The sequence below is a fragment of the Nocardioides sp. J54 genome (genome assembly GCF_000519005.1).
Taxonomy (GTDB): domain Bacteria; phylum Actinomycetota; class Actinomycetes; order Propionibacteriales; family Nocardioidaceae; genus Nocardioides.
Genome location: NZ_JAER01000010.1, coordinates 123676 through 140805 on the forward strand (window position 1 = coordinate 123676; position 17130 = coordinate 140805).

Annotated in this window: 13 protein-coding genes; 8 read left to right on the forward strand and 5 right to left on the reverse strand. The window is 72.7% G+C overall.

Annotated elements, in window-relative coordinates; all coding sequences use genetic code 11:
- Window positions 1-3 precede the first annotated feature (3 nt).
- A complete protein-coding gene (locus tag NOCJ54_RS24875) occupies window positions 4-321 on the reverse strand; it encodes a helix-turn-helix domain-containing protein (RefSeq protein WP_028655341.1) in 318 nt (105 codons plus the stop codon).
- Window positions 318-1799: an APC family permease gene (locus tag NOCJ54_RS0109645; protein WP_157514848.1), complete on the reverse strand. Its 1482-nt coding sequence runs from the start codon at window positions 1797-1799 to the stop codon at window positions 318-320. The genes NOCJ54_RS24875 and NOCJ54_RS0109645 overlap by 4 nt, the downstream gene beginning before the upstream one ends.
- 378 nt (window positions 1800-2177) lie before the next feature.
- On the opposite strand from NOCJ54_RS0109645, the gene purS reads away from it, so the two are divergent.
- Together purS and purQ are read left to right on the forward strand one after the other, a co-directional pair.
- The gene (purS, locus tag NOCJ54_RS0109650) at window positions 2178-2429 is read left to right on the forward strand and encodes a phosphoribosylformylglycinamidine synthase subunit PurS (protein WP_028655343.1); all 252 of its coding nucleotides are present in this window, start codon (window positions 2178-2180) and stop codon (window positions 2427-2429) included.
- Window positions 2426-3094, forward strand: coding sequence for a phosphoribosylformylglycinamidine synthase subunit PurQ (gene purQ, locus NOCJ54_RS0109655; RefSeq protein WP_028655344.1), 669 nt, complete (start codon window positions 2426-2428; stop codon window positions 3092-3094). Before purS ends, purQ begins: the two co-directional genes overlap by 4 nt.
- 30 nt (window positions 3095-3124) lie before the next feature.
- On the opposite strand, the gene NOCJ54_RS28175 is transcribed toward purQ, so the two are convergent.
- Window positions 3125-4525 carry a glycoside hydrolase domain-containing protein gene (locus tag NOCJ54_RS28175; RefSeq protein ID WP_051485665.1) on the reverse strand — a complete coding sequence of 467 codons (1401 nt, stop codon included), beginning with the start codon at window positions 4523-4525 and terminating at the stop codon, window positions 3125-3127.
- Between the two features lie 279 nt (window positions 4526-4804).
- On the opposite strand from NOCJ54_RS28175, the gene purL reads away from it, so the two are divergent.
- Window positions 4805-7090 carry a phosphoribosylformylglycinamidine synthase subunit PurL gene (gene purL / locus NOCJ54_RS0109665; protein WP_036517414.1) on the forward strand — a complete coding sequence of 762 codons (2286 nt, stop codon included), beginning with the start codon at window positions 4805-4807 and terminating at the stop codon, window positions 7088-7090.
- A gap of 48 nt (window positions 7091-7138) precedes the next feature.
- Here purL and NOCJ54_RS0109670 read toward each other — a convergent pair whose 3' ends face one another.
- Window positions 7139-8179: a hypothetical protein gene (locus NOCJ54_RS0109670; protein WP_028655346.1), complete on the reverse strand. Its 1041-nt coding sequence runs from the start codon at window positions 8177-8179 to the stop codon at window positions 7139-7141.
- Between the two features lie 17 nt (window positions 8180-8196).
- Window positions 8197-9462 (reverse strand): MFS transporter, encoded by a 1266-nt coding sequence (locus NOCJ54_RS0109675; RefSeq protein WP_028655347.1) that lies wholly within the window; start codon window positions 9460-9462, stop codon window positions 8197-8199.
- Window positions 9463-9544: 82 nt separating this feature from the next.
- On the opposite strand from NOCJ54_RS0109675, the gene NOCJ54_RS0109680 reads away from it, so the two are divergent.
- The 5 genes from NOCJ54_RS0109680 (at window position 9545) to NOCJ54_RS24885 (ending at window position 17042) form a co-directional block, all read left to right on the forward strand.
- Window positions 9545-10120 (forward strand): helix-turn-helix domain-containing protein, encoded by a 576-nt coding sequence (locus NOCJ54_RS0109680; RefSeq protein ID WP_028655348.1) that lies wholly within the window; start codon window positions 9545-9547, stop codon window positions 10118-10120.
- The gene (locus NOCJ54_RS0109685) at window positions 10120-10500 is read left to right on the forward strand and encodes a sterol carrier family protein (RefSeq protein ID WP_028655349.1); all 381 of its coding nucleotides are present in this window, start codon (window positions 10120-10122) and stop codon (window positions 10498-10500) included. Before NOCJ54_RS0109680 ends, NOCJ54_RS0109685 begins: the two co-directional genes overlap by 1 nt.
- Window positions 10501-10585: 85 nt before the next feature.
- Window positions 10586-12019, forward strand: a complete 1434-nt coding sequence (locus NOCJ54_RS0109690) for an RDD family protein (protein WP_028655350.1) — start codon at window positions 10586-10588, stop codon at window positions 12017-12019.
- A gap of 79 nt (window positions 12020-12098) precedes the next feature.
- On the forward strand, window positions 12099-16583 hold the full coding sequence (locus NOCJ54_RS0109695) for an FtsK/SpoIIIE domain-containing protein (RefSeq protein ID WP_028655351.1): 4485 nt from the start codon (window positions 12099-12101) through the stop codon (window positions 16581-16583).
- Between the two features lie 171 nt (window positions 16584-16754).
- Window positions 16755-17042: a WXG100 family type VII secretion target gene (locus NOCJ54_RS24885; RefSeq protein WP_036517415.1), complete on the forward strand. Its 288-nt coding sequence runs from the start codon at window positions 16755-16757 to the stop codon at window positions 17040-17042.
- The last annotated feature ends 88 nt before the right edge of the window (window positions 17043-17130 follow it).

A 17130-nucleotide genomic window follows, 5' to 3' on the forward strand; every position in this document is an offset into this window, starting at 1 on the left:
GGCTCAGGCCTCGAGCGGGTCGGCCTCGGCTGCGTCGTCGACCACGGCCACCGCGAGGTTGCGGACCCGCTGGCCGAGCGCGAAGCCGGCCAGGTCGGGGCTGCGCACGAGGTACTCCTGCTGCACGAGGTGCTTGAGGAGCCGGTAGGCGGTGGCGCGGGGGAGTCCGAGGTTCTCGGCGATCTCCCGGGCGGAGATGCCGGCGCCGCCGCGGGCGACCTCCTCGAGGATCAGGAACGCGCTGTCGAGCGCGCCGCCCTCGCGGCCGCGGAACTGGGTCGCCGGCGCCGAGGCGGCGCGGGTCCGGGTCGTGTCGCTCACTGGCCCAGCAGGTCCGACGCGATGGTCTCGTCGTGGATGCCCATCCGGGCCAGTGCCGGTCGCCGGTGCGACTGCAGCCAGCGGTGCCAGAGCACGGCGCCGGCCAGCGCCGCCACGGTCACCGCCGAGGCCAGCCAGGCCCCCTGGCGGAGGTCGTCGACCACCCGCACGGAGGCGACCGTGGCCGTGAGCAGGGCGGCAGCGACCGCCACCGCGACCGGCCGCCAGGTGAGCTCGTCCAGCCGGGCGAGGAAGACCGGCACGGCGAGCGCCACGACGACGTACGCGACGGCCAGGACGAGCACCGCGGACCCGAGCAACCGACCGGTGAACACGCCGATGCGCTCCCCGGCGAGCGCCGAGCACACCGGCGGCAGCAGGGCGAACGGCGCGATCGCGAGCAGTGCGGCGTACGGCGAGCGCCAGGTCCGGTGCGTGCGGCCGAGCGCCGAGGGGAGCAGGCCCTCCCGGGCCAGGGAGAGGACGATGCGGGCCAGCGCGTTGAGCGCGCACAGGGCGAGGGCGAAGTAGCTCAGCGCCAGCAGCGACCCCAGCACCGCCTCGGCGGCGCCGACGTCGACGGCGCTGGGGAACCAGCGCCGCACCGGGCCGGTGAGCGGGCCCTCGGTCACCACGATGCCGTGCATCGCGACGTAGGCGAGCGCGAAGAGTCCGGCCGAGATCGCGACCGTCCCGCCCATGGCCCGCGGGACGCCGAGGAAGGGGCGCCGGGCCTCGGCCGCCAGGCTCGCCGCGACCTCGAGGCCGACGGTGATCGACATGATGAAGGACGCGCCGAGCAGCACCCGGAGGGGATCGGCACCGTCGAGGGAGAGCAGGGTGCCGAGGGAGAGCCCGTTGCGGCTCATCGCCACCGCCACCAGGACGAGCAGGGCGAGCACCAGCAGCACCTCCGCGGCGAGCGCGATCCGGGTCGCGACCCCGATCCCGCGCACGGAGGCGGCCACGCACACCGCCGTCACGACGACCGCGAGCAGCGCCTGGGCCGGCACGCTCGGCGTACCCGCACCGGCGCTGGCGCTCGCCTCGGCGGTGTGGCGCACGGTCTGGCTGATCCCGAAGGTGACGAGCGTGCCGTAGCCGAGCAGCAGTGCCGCGGCGACGAGGATGCCTGCGCGCGTGCCGACGGAGCGGGTGACCCAGGTGTACATCGATCCCGACGCGGCCACCCGCTGGCTGAACTGCGAGAAGGTCGACACCAGCAGGAACGCCATCGTGAAGCCGATGACGGCGCTCAGCCACGCCCCGGGCCCCACGACGCGCAGCATCAGGAACGGGCTGATCAGCGCGCTCGCCGTCGGTGCGACGACCGCCACCGAGGTGCCGAGCAGGTCCAGCTGTCCGACGCTGCGCCGCGCCAGCCCGTCGAGGTCGGACGCGGAGCGCACCCCGGGCACCTCCGGCGGTGCGTCGAGGGCCCGGGCCAGGGCGGGCAGTCGGTGCGTCGGTCCACTCACTCCCGCGAGGTTAGGGACGGTTTGTTACCTGGCGGTTTCCCCGGGGCCCGGTGGACACGTGACGGTCGGCACAGCCCCGGTGCGGCCCCGGCCCGTGCCGTGACCAGGTGGTTCGCGGCGCTGGGTGCCCGCGCCGGCTGTAACACGTTGATCGCTGCTCTGGCAGCACCGTGACCGCGCCGAACCCCTGCTGGGTGGGGCGGCCACAGTGGTGGAGGGGCTGCTGGAGCCGCGATCAACGTGTTACAGCGGCGGGTGCGCGGCCAGGTCGGCGATCACCGTGTGACAGCGACGACGCCAGCCGCCGTGCGGCCCCGGCCCGTCCCGAAAGCCCCGCCGAATCGGGAGCCGGCCGTGGAGCGCTCTAGACTGCGGGCCGTGGCCCGAGTCGTCGTAGCTGTCATGCCGAAGCCCGAGATCCTCGACCCCCAGGGGAAGGCCGTCCAGGGCGCACTGCCCCGGCTGGGCTTCACCGGCGTCACCGACGTCCGCCAGGGCAAGAGGTTCGAGCTCGAGATCGAGGGCGAGGTCACCGACGAGGTGCTCGCCCAGGTCGAGAAGATGGCCGAGACCCTGCTGTCGAACCCGGTCATCGAGAACTACTCCGTCACCGTCGAGGACCAGCAGTGAAGGTCGGCGTCGTCACCTTCCCCGGCTCGCTCGACGACGTCGACGCGCAGCGCGCGGTCCGCATCGGCGGTCACGAGGCCGTCGCCCTGTGGCACGGCGACGCCGACCTCAAGGGCGTCGACGCGGTCGTCCTGCCCGGTGGCTTCTCGTACGGCGACTACCTGCGCTGCGGCGCCATCTCCCGCTTCGCGCCGGTGATGGAGAAGGTCGTCGAGGCCGCGAAGGCCGGCATGCCGGTGCTCGGCATCTGCAACGGCTTCCAGATCCTCTGCGAGTCGCACCTGCTGCCCGGCGCGCTGATCCGCAACGACCACCGCAAGTTCGTCTGCCGCGACCAGCTGCTGCGCATCGAGAACAACCGGACCCCGTGGACCTCCGCCTACACCGAGGGCCAGGAGATCCGGATCGTGCTGAAGAACGGCGAGGGCGGCTTCGTCGCCGACGCCGCGACGCTGGAGCGGATCGAGGGCGAGGGCCAGGTCGTGGCCCGCTACCTCGAGATGAACCCGAACGGCTCGCTCAACGACATCGCCGGCGTGACCAACGAGCGCGGCAACGTCGTCGGCCTCATGCCGCACCCGGAGCACTCCGTGGAGGAGCTCACCGGGAGCGGCACCGACGGCCTCGGCTTCTTCACCTCGCTGGTGGAGAAGGCCTTCGCCTGACCGGCGCCGCCCCCGGCGGGCCCGGGCGGGTCAGTGCTTGCCCGCCTGGAGCTTCTTCCACGTCGCCGTGCTCACGATGTTGTACGACGTCATGCCGATCTTGCGCCGGTAGGCGCCCACGTGCGTGGCCATCGTCGCGTCGAACACGCCGTTGACCTTGATCTTGCGCGCCGGCATCGCCGCGTTCATGGCCCGCTGCGCGCGCCGCACGGCGGCACCCGTCGAGCCGTACTTGAGGACCGGGACCGACCCCGCCGAGGACAGCGTCATCCAGTCGCGACGGCCCCACATGTTGCGGGCCGGGAAGCCCTTCTTCACCTGCCACGCCTGCGCGGCCCGGCGCGTCGGGGCGTCGTACCGGCCGTGGATCTTGCCGGTGTAGAGCTTCTTCTCCGTCAGCAGGCACTGCAGCGCCTTGACCGCCTTCGCTGGCGGGGTGGCGGTCGCGGTCGGCACCCGCAGCGTCGGGTAGGACGCGAGGTCCACCGCGATGCCGCCGCAGTGCGTCTCGCTGGCGGCGACCATGCCGCCGAGGTCGAGGAAGTTCCGGTCGATGTTGATGGTCACGCCGCCCCACTTCTCGTCGTGGCCACCCTGGTACTGCTTCACGCGGCGGCCCGGCAGCCAGGCCTTCGGGCCGAGGTAGCTGGTGCTCACCGTGGTGTTGGCCTTGCCGTCCCACCGTGCGATCCACAGCCTGTTCGGCAGGACGAACTTGCCGGGGTGGGTGCGGCGGATGTCGTCGAGCATCTTGATGCCTGACGCGGCGCTGGAGTAGAAGCCGGACTTGTAGCCGAGCTCCTTGAGGCGCTTGGACCAGGCGTGGACGAACTGGATGGCGGACATCCGGCAGGCTGCCTGGCCGATGTCGAAGGCCTCGAGGTCGTAGAAGAGCGTGCTCTTCGGGACGATGCCCAGCGAGCCGGCGACGGAGACGGCCTTCTCCGCCTCCTTCTTCCCCTGCACCCGCGCCTTGCGGTAGTTGTTGCTCGAGTCCGGGTTGATGGTCGGGTCGATGTTCTTGCCGTACTTCGGGTAGCGCGTCGCGCAGCTCGCCTGCGGGCCGAGCGTGATCGGCAGCAGGTGCCAGCCGCGGGCCAGCTGGCGGCTCACCCACGCGGGGGTGAGGTTGGGCTGGTCGCGGCAGTGGCGGGAGTTCCCGGAGATGTAGATCCCGACCGCCTTGAAGGGCGAGTGCTCCATCCAGGTGTCCATCGTCTTCTGGGTCGGCGCGAGGCACTGGTCGAAGCCGTAGCCGGTGAAGGCCCCGGGAGTCGGCTTGTTGGTCGACTCCCTGGCCACCAGCTCCACGGAGGTGCGGTCCGGCTCGCGGTCACCGGCGTCGCGCGCCGGCGCGACCATCGTCACCGCCAGCACCGCGGTGAGGCCTGCGGCGAGCAGGGTGGACAGGTGGGCAGGCCGGGCAGACATGGCGGTCAACTCCAGGGGAAGGGCGGATCAGGATGAGCGGAGCCACGTCACGATAACCACAGGAATCACACCAGTAACAGGCTTCGGCACGAACTACAACGCTGTAGTTATCGGCTGGCCGGAGATCCTGCGGTCGTCGCGGCGCACCGCGCCACAAGTGCCCATCGGCCAGGGCGACGCCGGCCTGACCGGTGCCGGCCGTGCCCGCCGGGCCGGTGAGCGATCTCATGGGAGAGCGCGTGGGCCGGTCCGCGACGACCGGCGATAGGATCGACTCCCGTGGCCGACACCGCTTCCGCACCCGCCCGTCCGACGCTCGACACCGTGGCCGTGGCGGCCGGTGACCCGGACCGTGAGCAGCCCTGGGCCGAGCTCGGCCTGAAGGGCGACGAGTACGACCGGATCCGCGAGATCCTCGGCCGCCGGCCCACGGCCTCCGAGCTCGCGATGTACTCGGTCATGTGGAGCGAGCACTGCTCCTACAAGTCCTCCAAGGTGCACCTCAAGCAGTTCGGCGAGCTGCCGCAGGAGACCCCCGTCGGCCCGATGCTCGCGGGCATCGGCGAGAACGCCGGCGTCATCGACATCGGCCAGGGCTACGCGGTCACCTTCAAGGTCGAGTCGCACAACCACCCGTCGTACGTCGAGCCCTACCAGGGCGCCGCGACCGGCGTGGGCGGCATCGTCCGCGACATCCTCGCGATGGGCGCCCGCCCGGTCGCCGTGGTCGACCCGCTGCGCTTCGGCCCGCTCGAGGAGGACGACACCCACCGCGTGCTGCCCGGGATCGTGGCCGGCGTCGGCGGCTACGGCAACTGCCTCGGCCTGCCGAACATCGGCGGCGAGGCGGTCTTCGACGCCACCTACCTCGGCAACCCGCTCGTCAACGCCGGCTGCATCGGCGTGCTCAAGCACGAGGACCTGCACCTCGCGAAGGCCTCGGGCGTGGGCAACCAGGTCATCCTCTACGGCGCGCGCACCGGCGGCGACGGCATCGGCGGCGTCTCGGTCCTCGCGAGCGAGACCTTCGACGCCGACGGCCCGGCCAAGCGGCCCAGCGTCCAGGTCGGCGACCCGTTCATGGAGAAGCTGCTCATCGAGTGCACGCTCGAGCTCTTCCAGGCCGGCGTCGTGGCCGGCATCCAGGACCTCGGCGGTGCCGGCCTGTCCTGCGCCACCTCCGAGCTCGCCTCCGCCGGTGACGGCGGCATGCGCTGCGAGCTCGACCGCGTCCCGCTGCGCGACTCCACGCTCTCGCCCGAGGAGATCCTCATGAGCGAGTCGCAGGAGCGGATGATGGCCGTCGTCGAACCCGGCGACGTCGACGCGTTCATGGCGATCTGCGCGAAGTGGGACGTCGAAGCCGTCGTCATCGGCGAGGTCACCGACACCGGCCGCCTCGAGATCACCTGGCACGGCGAGACCGTCGTCGACGTCCCGCCGCGCACCGTCGCCCACGACGGCCCGGTCTACCAGCGCCCCTACGCCCGTCCCGAGTGGCAGGACGCGCTGCAGGCCGACGCGGCCGAGGCGCTGCCCCGCCCGGGCACCGGCGAGGAGCTGCGCGCCACGCTGCTGCAGCTGGTGGCCAGCCCCAACCTCTGCGACAAGTCGTGGATCACCGACCAGTACGACCGCTACGTGCAGGGCAACACCGTCCTCGCGCAGCCGGCCGACTCCGGGATGGTCCGCGTCGACGAGGAGACCAACCTCGGCGTCTCCATCGCGACCGACTGCAACGGCCGCTTCGCCAAGCTCGACCCGTACGCCGGCGCGCAGCTCGCGCTCGCCGAGGCCTACCGCAACGTGGCGACCGGGGGAGCGACCCCGCTCGCGGTCAGCGACTGCCTCAACTTCGGCTCGCCGGAGGACCCGGGCGTGATGTGGCAGTTCGCCGAGGCCTGCCGCGGCCTCAAGGACGCCTGCGCCGAGCTCGGCGTCCCGGTCACCGGCGGCAACGTGAGCCTCTACAACCAGACCGGCGAGACCGCGATCCTGCCGACCCCGGTCGTCGCCGTGCTCGGCGTGATCGAGGACGTGCGCCGTCGTACCCCCTCGGTCTTCCAGGTGTCCGGCGACGTCGTCGTGCAGCTCGGGTCGACCCACGAGGAGCTGTCCGGCTCGGAGTGGGCGCACGTCGTGCACGGCCACCTCGGTGGCCGCCCGCCGGCGGTCAACCTCGCCAACGAGCACAACCTCGCCAGGGCCCTTCAGGACCTGGTCGGCACGATCACCAGCGCGCACGACCTCTCCGACGGCGGGCTGGCCCAGGCCCTGGCCGAGGCGGCCATGGTCAGCGGCATCGGCGCCATCGTCGGGTTGAAGGACCTCGCCCAGGACCCGTTCGTCTGCCTGTTCGCCGAGTCGACGGCGCGGGCGATCGTGACCGTCCCGGCCGACAAGCTGGACGACCTGATGAGCGTGGCGGCCCGGCACGCGGTGCCGGCCACCGTCATCGGCACCACCGGCGGTGACGCGCTCGTCGTCGAGGGCCAGTTCGAGGTGCCGCTCGAGGAGCTGCGCACCGCCTGGACCTCGACCCTGCCGGCCGCGCTCGGCGAGTGATGCCTGCCGGGCGGCCGTGCGGCCGCCCCGGCAGTGCCGCTCCGGCGGTCAGCGCAGCTTGATCCGCGCCCGGTTGGTCAGCTTCACGGTGTCCCGGCCCTCCGAGCCGCCCCACACGCCGCTCAGGCTGAGCTCGTAGGTCTGGTCCATCCGCAGCGTCGACGGCTTCTTCTTCCCGGCCTCGAAGACCAGGTGGTAGACGACGACGCAGCCGCCGCGGGTCTTGTCGGGGCACGCCGTCCGGGTGCGGTCCTCGATGACCTGGACCGGCTTGGTCCCGCCCATCCGGAAGCTCGACGTCACCGCCGTCGCGACGTAGACCGCGCCGGAGCGCAGGTCCTCCGCGACCTTGTCGTAGCGGCGCAGGGTCGTCCGGACGGTCACCACGAGCCAGTCCTTGCCCTCGGGCGCCCACTCGCCGCCGGCGTACGGCACCCGCGCGGTGCGGGTGACGTTGCAGGCGTAGTCGGAGAGCCGGTCGCGCACGTCGACGTCGAACTTCGAGTCGGTCGTGCAGGCCGCCGTGCGCTCGCGACGCGGCTTCAGGTCGTAGAGCGCCGCGGCGCGTCCCTCCTCGCGCTTGCCGGTCGCGAGGGCGACGGTCTGGGTGACGCCGTCGAACTCGACCTGCAGGCTCGCGTCCTTGCCGTCGCCGGAGACCAGGACGTAGAAGGAGTCCGCGCCGATGCCGCTCGGCTGCGGCGCCGGGATGCGGTACGACGCCTTGTCGGCCACCAGGTCCACCACCGGCGTCGCGTCGGACTCGACGTAGTCGTCGTAGTCGCCGAACGTCCCGGCGTCGTACTGCCAGGTGATCGGGACGAACGCACTGCCCTCGGGGGCGGTGATCTCCTCCAGCTGCGCGGTGTCGTCGGCGGTCAGCTTCGTCACCGGGTCGGCCGAGCTGATCTCGAGCCGGCCGATCGGCAGCGCCAGCATCGACGCCTTGCCCTTGCCCACGAACTGGTCGTCGCGCCGCGCGTCCACGATGTCGCCGACGCTGACGTCCGCCCCGCCTCCGCAGGCGGCGAGGGCAGGGGCGAGGACGAGCAGGCCGAGGACGGCCGTGACGGGGCGAGGGAGACGCATGGGCGTCATTGTGGCAGTCAGCCCACCGCCACCGGCGCGGGATCCGGGACCTGCTCGGCGAGCCGTGGCCACTGGGCCGGGCGGGGCACCGAGCGCACCGAGCGGGAGAGTGTCGGGACCAGTGCGACGAGCGCGGTCAGCGCGGTCAGCGCGAGCACGGCGTCCCGGCCGTCGAGGCCGGCGAGCAGCACCCCGGCGAGCGCCGGTGCCAGCGGCATGGTCAGCATCGAGGTGAACTGCATCGTCGACTGGACCCGGCCGACCAGCTCGGGCGGGGTGATCGCCATCCGGTAGGAGCCGACGCCCGCGTTGCCGGCCGGGTTGAGGAACAACCCGACCGAAGCCGCGAGGGCCATCGCGACCGGGTGGTTCCACAGCGCGAGCGGCACGGACAGCGGGACGAAGCTCCACGCGACCAGGACGGTCAGCCGGCCGGTCGCGAAGCGGTCGATCAGCCACGGCGCGACGATCGCCCCGGCGATGCCGCACGCGCCGATCGAGGCCTCGACCAGGCCGATCTGCCACGCCGGGAAGCCGGCGTCGACGAGTCGCAGCAGCGCGGTGAAGAAGAGGGCGTTGATCGCGAGGTTGGCCGCGGGGGACCAGACCAGGAGGACCCGCAGGAACGGCCGGCCCCACAGGAAGCGCAGCCCCTCGGCGACCTCTCGCAACGGGCGGGCGCGCTCGCCCCGCGGAGGGGCGGACAGGTCGGTGTGCACGCGGCCCAGCAGGAGCCAGCCCAGGGCGTAGGTCACCGCGTCCGCGGCGAAGGGCGCCCACCGGGCCAGGCCGAACAGCGCGCCGCCGACCGGGCCGCCCACCAGCGCCGCGACGTGCTGGCGCGCCTGCTGCTGGCTGAGCGCCGTCGGGAGCTCCTCCTGCGAGACCACCGTGCGGATGGCGGAGTACTCGGCGGGGGAGAACAGCCCGGTCACCACGCCGCTGACCAGCGCGACGCCGAGCAGGTGGGGCAGGGTCAGCGCGCCGGCCACCCCGGCGGCGACCAGCGAGGCGTAGAGCAGGGCGCCGACGCCGAGGGAGAAGCGCATCAGCCGCAGCCGGTGGCACCGGTCAGCGAGCACGCCCGCCGGCAGGAGCACGCCGACCATGCCGAGCAGGAAGAGCGCCTCGGCGGCGGCCGCCCACAGCGCGGACCCGCTCATCGCGTAGGCGACGAGCGGCATCGCGAACAGGCTCACGCGGCTGCCGAGCTCGGCGACGGTGGCGCCGACCCAGAGCGCGGTGAAGTCGCGGTTGCGGGCGAGGGAGCGGTACGACGACATATCCGCACGATAAGTTGCGCAACACAGATTGCGCAATAGGTGTTGCGCAACTTGTGGTGCGAATCCTCGGTAGGCTGCCGGCATGGTGCTGTACGACGACCCGCGGATCCTCCGCGCGATCGCCCACCCGACGCGCAACCGGGTGCTGCACGAGCTCTCCGCCGTGGGGTCGGCGCGCGCGGCCGACATCGCGCGGCGCATCGACATCCCCGCCAACCAGGCGAGCTTCCACCTGCGCCAGCTGGCCAAGTACGGCCTCGTCGAGGAGGACCCCGACGCCGGCCGGGACCGCCGAGACCGCGTCTGGCGCCTGGTCGACCCGGACGGCATCCGGTTCCGGACCGCCGACATGCTCGCCCAGCCCGGTGGGCGTGCGGCCTACACCGTCTTCCGGCGCAACGCCGTCGAGTGGGGCAAGCACCTCGTCGAGCGGGCTTTCACCACCGACGACGGGGGGCCGGGAAGCGCAGGGCGCAGCATCTCGGAGTGGTCGGTGCGGCTGAGCCCCGAGGAGGCCACCGAGCTGGCGCGCGAGGTCGAGGAGGTGCTCGACCGCTACCGCGCCGCCGGGCGGGAGGCGCCCGCCGACGACGACCGCGAGACCTACTCGGTGTTCCTGCTCGTCCAGCCCTACCCGGACCTGCCGGAGGCCGACTGATGCCGCCCCGCCTCAAGCCCGCCGACCCGGCGGCCGTCTCCGGCGCGCTCGAGCGCGTCGCCACCGGAGCCGCCGAGCGGGCCGACCTCAAGCTCCTCGTGAAGCACTTCCTCGCCCTGCTCGAGCAACGCGCGCCCGGCCGCTCGGTCGAGGTGCGGGTGCCGCCCTTCGCCGCGGTCCAGGTGGTCGAGGGCGTCCGCCACACCCGGGGGACGCCGCCGGCCGTCATCGAGACCGACGCCAACACCTGGGTCGCGCTGGCGACCGGCGAGCTCACCTGGGCCGAGGCCGTCGACCAGGGACGCGTGCACGCGAGCGGGGAGCGGACCGACCTGACGCCGTACCTCCCGCTGGGTGCGCCCGGGACCACGCCGCGTTGACAGTCGCGGAGCGGGCCGGACATCATCGCGGCTGCCCGCGGGCACGGCGAGGGTTCTCACGACGATCTCGGGGAAGAGGGGAACTGTGAACATCTGGGAGGTCGACACCGGCCAGACCCCTGCCGCGGGGATGCTGCCGGACGGCAGCCCCGACCCGGCGTACGCCGAGGCCCTCGGCCTGCTGCCCGCGCCGCGCGGCCGTCGGGCCGCCGCGGGGGCGATCGACACCGCGGTCCACCTCCTGCTCCAGCTGCCGTTCTGGATCTTCACCGCCCCGCTGCTCATCAAGCTGCTGCGCGACCGGATCACCTGGTTCGGGTTCACCAACCACCCCGACCTCTTCTGGGCCCTGCTCCTCGGCGGCATCAGCATCGGCCTGACGACGGCCTACACCATCGCCCAGCTCGCCCTGCACGGCCGCAAGGGCCTCACCCTCGGCAAGGGCCTGCTCGGCATCCGCTCGATCAACGTCGCGACCCTCGAGCGTCCGGGCTTCTGGCGGGTCGTCCTGCGCGCCCTGGTCGTCTGGGGACCCCTGGTCGTCCCGCTCGTCACCCTCGCCTTCCTCGTCTCGCCCCTCCTCGACAAGGAGGGCCGCGGCCGCGGCTGGCACGACCGGATCGGGCGCACCTGGCTGGTCGACGTCCGCGCCGGCCTGCACCCGTACGACGACAAGCGGATGCGCATCGCGCGCAAGATGCAGGAGGTCAAGCCGCGCAAGGAGCGGCCCGCGCTGCGCCCGCTCACCTCCGCCGCGGGCGACCCGATGATGGACTTCCGCCCGAGCGAGCGGCTCAGCGCCGGTGTGCTCGGCGGTGCCGACCTCGGCCCCCGCGAGCCCGACCAGGCGCTGCCCGCCGGTCCCGGCGGACCCGCGCAGCCGGGTGGCCGGCTGGCCACCCCCGCCTCGCCGCCGGAGCAGCCCGCCCAGCAGCAGGCCCAGCAGCCCGCCCAGCCGTCCGCTCCGGCCCCTGACCCCACGCCGGCCCCGCCCCCGGCCCCGGCTCCGGCGCCCCAGCCGGCCCCGCGCACCGGCCGCCCGGAGACGCCCCTCGAGGGCCCCACCCTCGTCCCGGCGACCTCGAGCCAGGCACCGGCCCCCGCGTCCCCCGACGTCCCGGCCCCCAGCTCGGCCTCGGCGACCCCGGCCTCGACGTCGGCCTCGACGTCGACGTCGACGTCGGCACCGTCGCGGGCCGCGCGCTTCGTGCTCGGCTTCGACACCGGCCAGGAGGTCCTCGTCGACGCCCCGCTGCTGCTCGGCCGCAACCCGGAGGCCTCCGACCCGCACCTGCGGCCGGTCGCGATCGCCGACGAGGAGTACTCCGTGTCCAAGGCGCACCTGTTCGTCCGTCCCACCGCCGGCGGCGTCGAGATGATCGACCGCGGCTCGAGCAACGGCACCACGATCACCCGCGAGGGCGTGCCCACCCCGCTGGTGCCCGGCCAGGCGGTGGTGGCCCGGCCCGGCGACGTCGTCCACGTCGGGCAGCGCGCGGCGCAGGTGAGGCTCGGGTGAGCCGGGTGGTGCGCAGGACGGCAGGGCTGGCAGGGCTGACAGGGCCGGCAGGGCTGGTGCAGACGAAGGGACGTGACGCGTGAAGGTCAAGCTGACCCTCCTGCGACCCGGGACCGAGCCGCCGGTCGACGTCGTGGTCACCGTGGACTCCACGGCGACGGCCCAGGACGTCGCGCGCCACATCGCCGAGGTCGACCCGGCGCAGCGCGTCGAGTCCGGTCCCGACGACGTGCTGACCCTCGCCGTCGCCGCCCCCAACGTCGAGCGCCTCGTGCCCGTCGAGGCCAACCTGCCGATCGGCGAGGCGCCGATCGGCTCCGGCTTCCGGGCCCAGGTGGTCAACCTCGGCCCGGGCGGCTCCACCGGCCGGCACCGCGCCGGCGAGGTCGTCGGCACCCTGCACGCGACGGACGGCCCGCTGCGCGGCCAGGAGTTCCCGCTCCACGTCGGGCACGCCTCGATCGGGCGCGGCGTCAACAACGACATCGTGATGCCGGACTGGATGATCTCCCAGCGGCACGCGCGCATCGAGGTCGGCAGCAGCGTCGAGCTGGTCGACCTCAACTCCGCCAACGGCATCATCGTCGACGGCGCCTACGTCCAGCGCTGGCGCGTCGTCCCCGGCAAGCCGTTCGTCATCGGCGCGACCACGCTGGTGATGACCCTCGCGCCGAACTTCGCCGAGGCCGTGCCCGAGCCCGTGCTCGAGAAGGGCGGCGGGCTGCTGTTCAACCGCAGTCCGCGGGTCGAGCCGCGCTACCCCGGCACGGTGTTCAAGGCGCCGGTGCTGCCCAAGGAGCGCGCCAAGAAGCTCTTCCCCTGGGTCATGCTGATCGCGCCGATCCTGATGGCGGCTGCGATGTACCTGCTCAACGGCAACCCGCGCTCGCTGCTGATGATGGGCATGACCCCGCTGATGGCGATGGGCAACTTCATCAACCAGAAGAACCAGACCGGCGGGCAGGAGCAGCACCAGTTCCTGCTCTTCGAGCGGCAGTTCGAGAAGCTCGAGGAGACCTTCTTCTACGCCAAGCCCGAGGAGGAGATCGCCCGCAACGCGGAGGCCCCGCCGGTGGTGGAGGTCTTCGAGGAGGCGATGCGCCTCGGCCCGATGCTGTGGACCCGGCGCCCGGAGCACTGGAACTTCCTCGCGCTGCGCCTGGGCACCTCGCAGGCGGAGTCCCGCAACACCATCGAGGACGGCTCCGAGTCGCCCGACGGCCTGCCGGAGTACGTCGAGCGGCTGGACCGGCTGCGCGACCGCGTGAGGTACGTCGACGACGTGCCGATCTTCGAGACCTTCAGCAGCGCCGGCTCCATCGGCGTCGCCGGGCAGCGCGACGCCGCCGCGGACGCGATGCGCGGCCTCGCCGTCCAGGTCTTCGGCCTGCACGCACCCAACGACGTCGTGACCGTCGCGTTCACCGGCTCGGACTGGATGCCGCAGCTGGAGTGGCTCAAGTGGCTGCCGCACACGACGAGCGAGACCAGCCCGTTCCGCGACATGGCGCTCGCCGACTCCGCGCCGGCCGCGGCCGCGCTGCTCGGGGCCCTCGAGGGCCACGTCGCCCAGCACGCCCGGCAGGGCGAGCCCCGCGGGCCGTACCCGGACACGTGGAACCCGATGCTCTTCGGCACCGACGTGAAGCGTGCGGCCACCGAGGAGGCGCCGCCGGTGTCGGTCATCGTCTTCGTCACCGACGACGCGCCGGTCGACCGTGCGCGCCTGGTGTCCGTGCTCGAGAAGGGACCCGACGCCGGCGTCCACGCGGTCTTCGTCGCCCGCACCGTCGAGGGCCTGCCGGCCTCCTGCCGCAGCTACGTCGACGTCGGCACCGGCCTGACCGGTGCCACGGTCGGCCTGGTCCGCAACGGCGAGGTCTACGAGGGCGTCGCCCTCGAGGGCGTGTCCAACGACTACATGCAGATGTTCGCCCGCCACCTCGCCCCGGTGGTCGACGCGAGCGTGGTCGTCCACGACTCCTCCGACATCCCGACCTCGGTGTCCTTCCTCAACCTCGTCGGGCACGAGGTGGCCGAGGACCCCGAGGCGGTCGTCGAGCGCTGGCGGCAGAACAACACCATCGTCGACCGCTCCAACGCACCGCGGCCACGGCTGAAGAAGGCAGGCGGGTTGCGCGCGATCGTCGGCCAGGGCGCGAGCGACGCGATGACGCTCGACCTGCGCTCGCAGGGCCCGCACGCGCTCGTCGGCGGTACGACGGGTGCCGGGAAGTCGGAGTTCCTGCAGGCCTGGGTGCTCGGCATGGCGTCCGCGCACAGCCCGGACCGGGTCACCTTCCTCTTCGTCGACTACAAGGGCGGGTCGGCCTTCGCCGACTGCGTCGAGCTCCCGCACTGCGTCGGCCTCGTGACCGACCTGAGCCCCCACCTCGTGCGGCGGGCGCTGACCAGCCTGCGCGCGGAGCTGCACCGCCGCGAGCACCTCTTCAACCGCAAGAAGGTCAAGGACCTCCTCGAGCTCGAGAAGCGCCAGGACCCCGAGACCCCGCCGGCGCTCGTCCTCGTCATCGACGAGTTCGCGGCGCTCGCCGGCGAGGTCCCCGAGTTCGTCGACGGCGTCGTCGACATCGCCCAGCGCGGCCGCTCGCTCGGCATCCACCTGATCATGGCGACGCAGCGCCCGGCCGGCGTCATCAAGGACAACCTGCGCGCCAACACCAACCTGCGCGTCGCGCTGCGCATGGCCGACGAGAACGACTCGGTCGACGTCGTCGACGACCCCGTGGCCGCGAGCTTCCCGGCCTCGATCCCCGGTCGCGCCATCGCCAAGACCGGCCACGGCCGCCTCGTTCCCTTCCAGTCGGCGTACGCCGGGGGCTGGACCGGCGAGGAGGAGGAGCACGCCGAGATCCTGGTCTCCGAGCTGCGCTTCGGCTCCGCGCCGGTGTGGGAGGCCGCCGGCGACGAGTCCGACTTCCACGACGAGGACCTCGGCCTCAACGACCAGAAGCGGATCGTCGAGAACCTCACCCGCGCCTCCGAGGCCGCACGCATCCCGCTGCCGCGCCGGCCGTGGCTCGACGAGCTGCCCGCCATTGTCGACCTCGCCGACCTCGACAACGACGGCGACAGCCGGATCCCGTTCGCGATGGTCGACGTCCCGGAGAACCAGAGCCAGGAGGAGGTCACCTTCGACTCCGACCGTGACGGCTCGATGGTCATCTACGGCACCTCCGGCTCCGGCAAGACCACGCTGCTGCGCACCATCGCCACCGCCGCCGGCATGCGGCCCGAGCAGGGCAGGGTCGCGGTCTACTGCCTCGACTTCGCCTCCGGCGGCCTCTCCGTGCTCGCCCGGCTGCCGCACGTCGGCTCGATCGTCGACGGCGCCGACACCGAGCGCATCCAGCGCCTGCTCCTGACGCTCGACCGCGAGATGGACAAGCGCACCGCGGCGTTCACCGACGCCAACGCGGCCGACCTGTCGCAGTACCGCCAGCTCCGCGACCCCGCGATGCAGCGCATCATCGTGCTGATCGACAACTTCGCCGAGTTCAAGAAGGACTGGGAGTACGCCTCGGGTCGCCAGGCGGCGTACCGCGCCTTCGTCCGGATCATGACCGAGGGCCGCCAGCTCGGCATCCACACGATCATGACGGCCGACCGCGCCAACGCGATCCCCACCGCGATCGCGGCGAACATCCAGCGCCGGGTGATCCTGCGGCTGTCCGACGCGAACCAGTACATGATGGTCGGCGCCCCGAAGGACGTCCTCGACGACCAGGCGCCCCCGGGCCGCGCGATCGTCGACAGGCACGAGGCGCAGGTGGCCGTGCTCGGCGGCAGCACCAACACCGCCGAGCAGGCCCAGGCGCTCGACGCCCTCGCCGCGCGGCTGCGCGAGGCCGGCGTCGACGACGTCCCGGAGATCGGCGCCCTGCCGACGAAGGCGCCGATCGCCTCGCTGCCGGCGGTCGTCGACGGCCAGCCGCTGCTCGGCCTCGCCGACGACACCCTCGCGCCGTGCGGCTTCGACCCGGTCGGGTCGTTCGTCATCACCGGTCCGCCGGCGTCCGGCAAGACCAACATGATGAAGTCGCTCATCATGTCGGTCGAGCGGTTCGACCCCGAGGTGCAGCTCTACCACTTCGGCGGACGCCGGGCCGCGCTGCGCGAGTTCCGGCCGTGGGCCGGCTGCGCGAGCAAGGAGGACGACGCCAAGGAGCTCGCCACCCACCTGACCGCGCTGCTGACCGACGAGGACAACAAGCGCCGGATCATGATCGTGGTCGAGGACGTCCCGCACCTCGGCGACAGCGCCGCCGAGCGCGCGGTGCGCCAGATGTTCAAGGCCGTCCGCGACAGCGACCACCTGCTGATCGGTGACGCGGACGTCAGCCGCGCGACCGCCGGCGTCGGCGTGATGGGCGACTGGAAGTCCAGCCGGCAGGGCATCGCGCTCAAGCCCGACACCTACGACGGCGACGCGATCTTCAAGACGCCCTTCGGCAAGGTCAAGCGCGCCGACTTCCCGGCGGGCCGGGGTATCTTCGTCCAGGCCGGGCGGGCGGTCCTCGTCCAGACGCCGTGGGTGGGGTGACTTTCCTGGCACCGCCGACGTTTGACCACCCGGAAACGGTGGAACCCACCCGTTGTCCGACTCGGGTCCCGGCGTCTCGCGCCCCAGGGCCGGGCACCGGACTGAACCACGACCAACCCATGCCGGCCCGGCCGCACAGCCACCGGAACCCAAGAGAGAAGGGGAGTGCTCATGGCTGACCAGGAGCTCACTTACGACGACATCGACGCCGCCGCCGACAAGCTGGACACCGGCAAGGAGGACATCAACAGCCTCCTGTCCGAGCTGCGCAGCCTGGTCCAGGAGCTGACCGAGAGCAGCTTCAGCACCAACGCCGCCTCCGTCTCGTTCCTCGACTCCTACGAGGAGGTCAGCGACGGCCTGGAGTCCGCCCTCGAGGCGATCCCGGCGATGGCGACCTCGCTGCGCCAGATGAAGACCGCGTTCGAGGACCTCGACAGCAGCCTCGCCTCCTCCTGAGGCGATCTCGTCCCGCGCACGGGGTCGGCAGCCACTGGCTGCCGACCCCGTGCTGGGAACGGACCCGGCACGGACCACGAGGGCAACG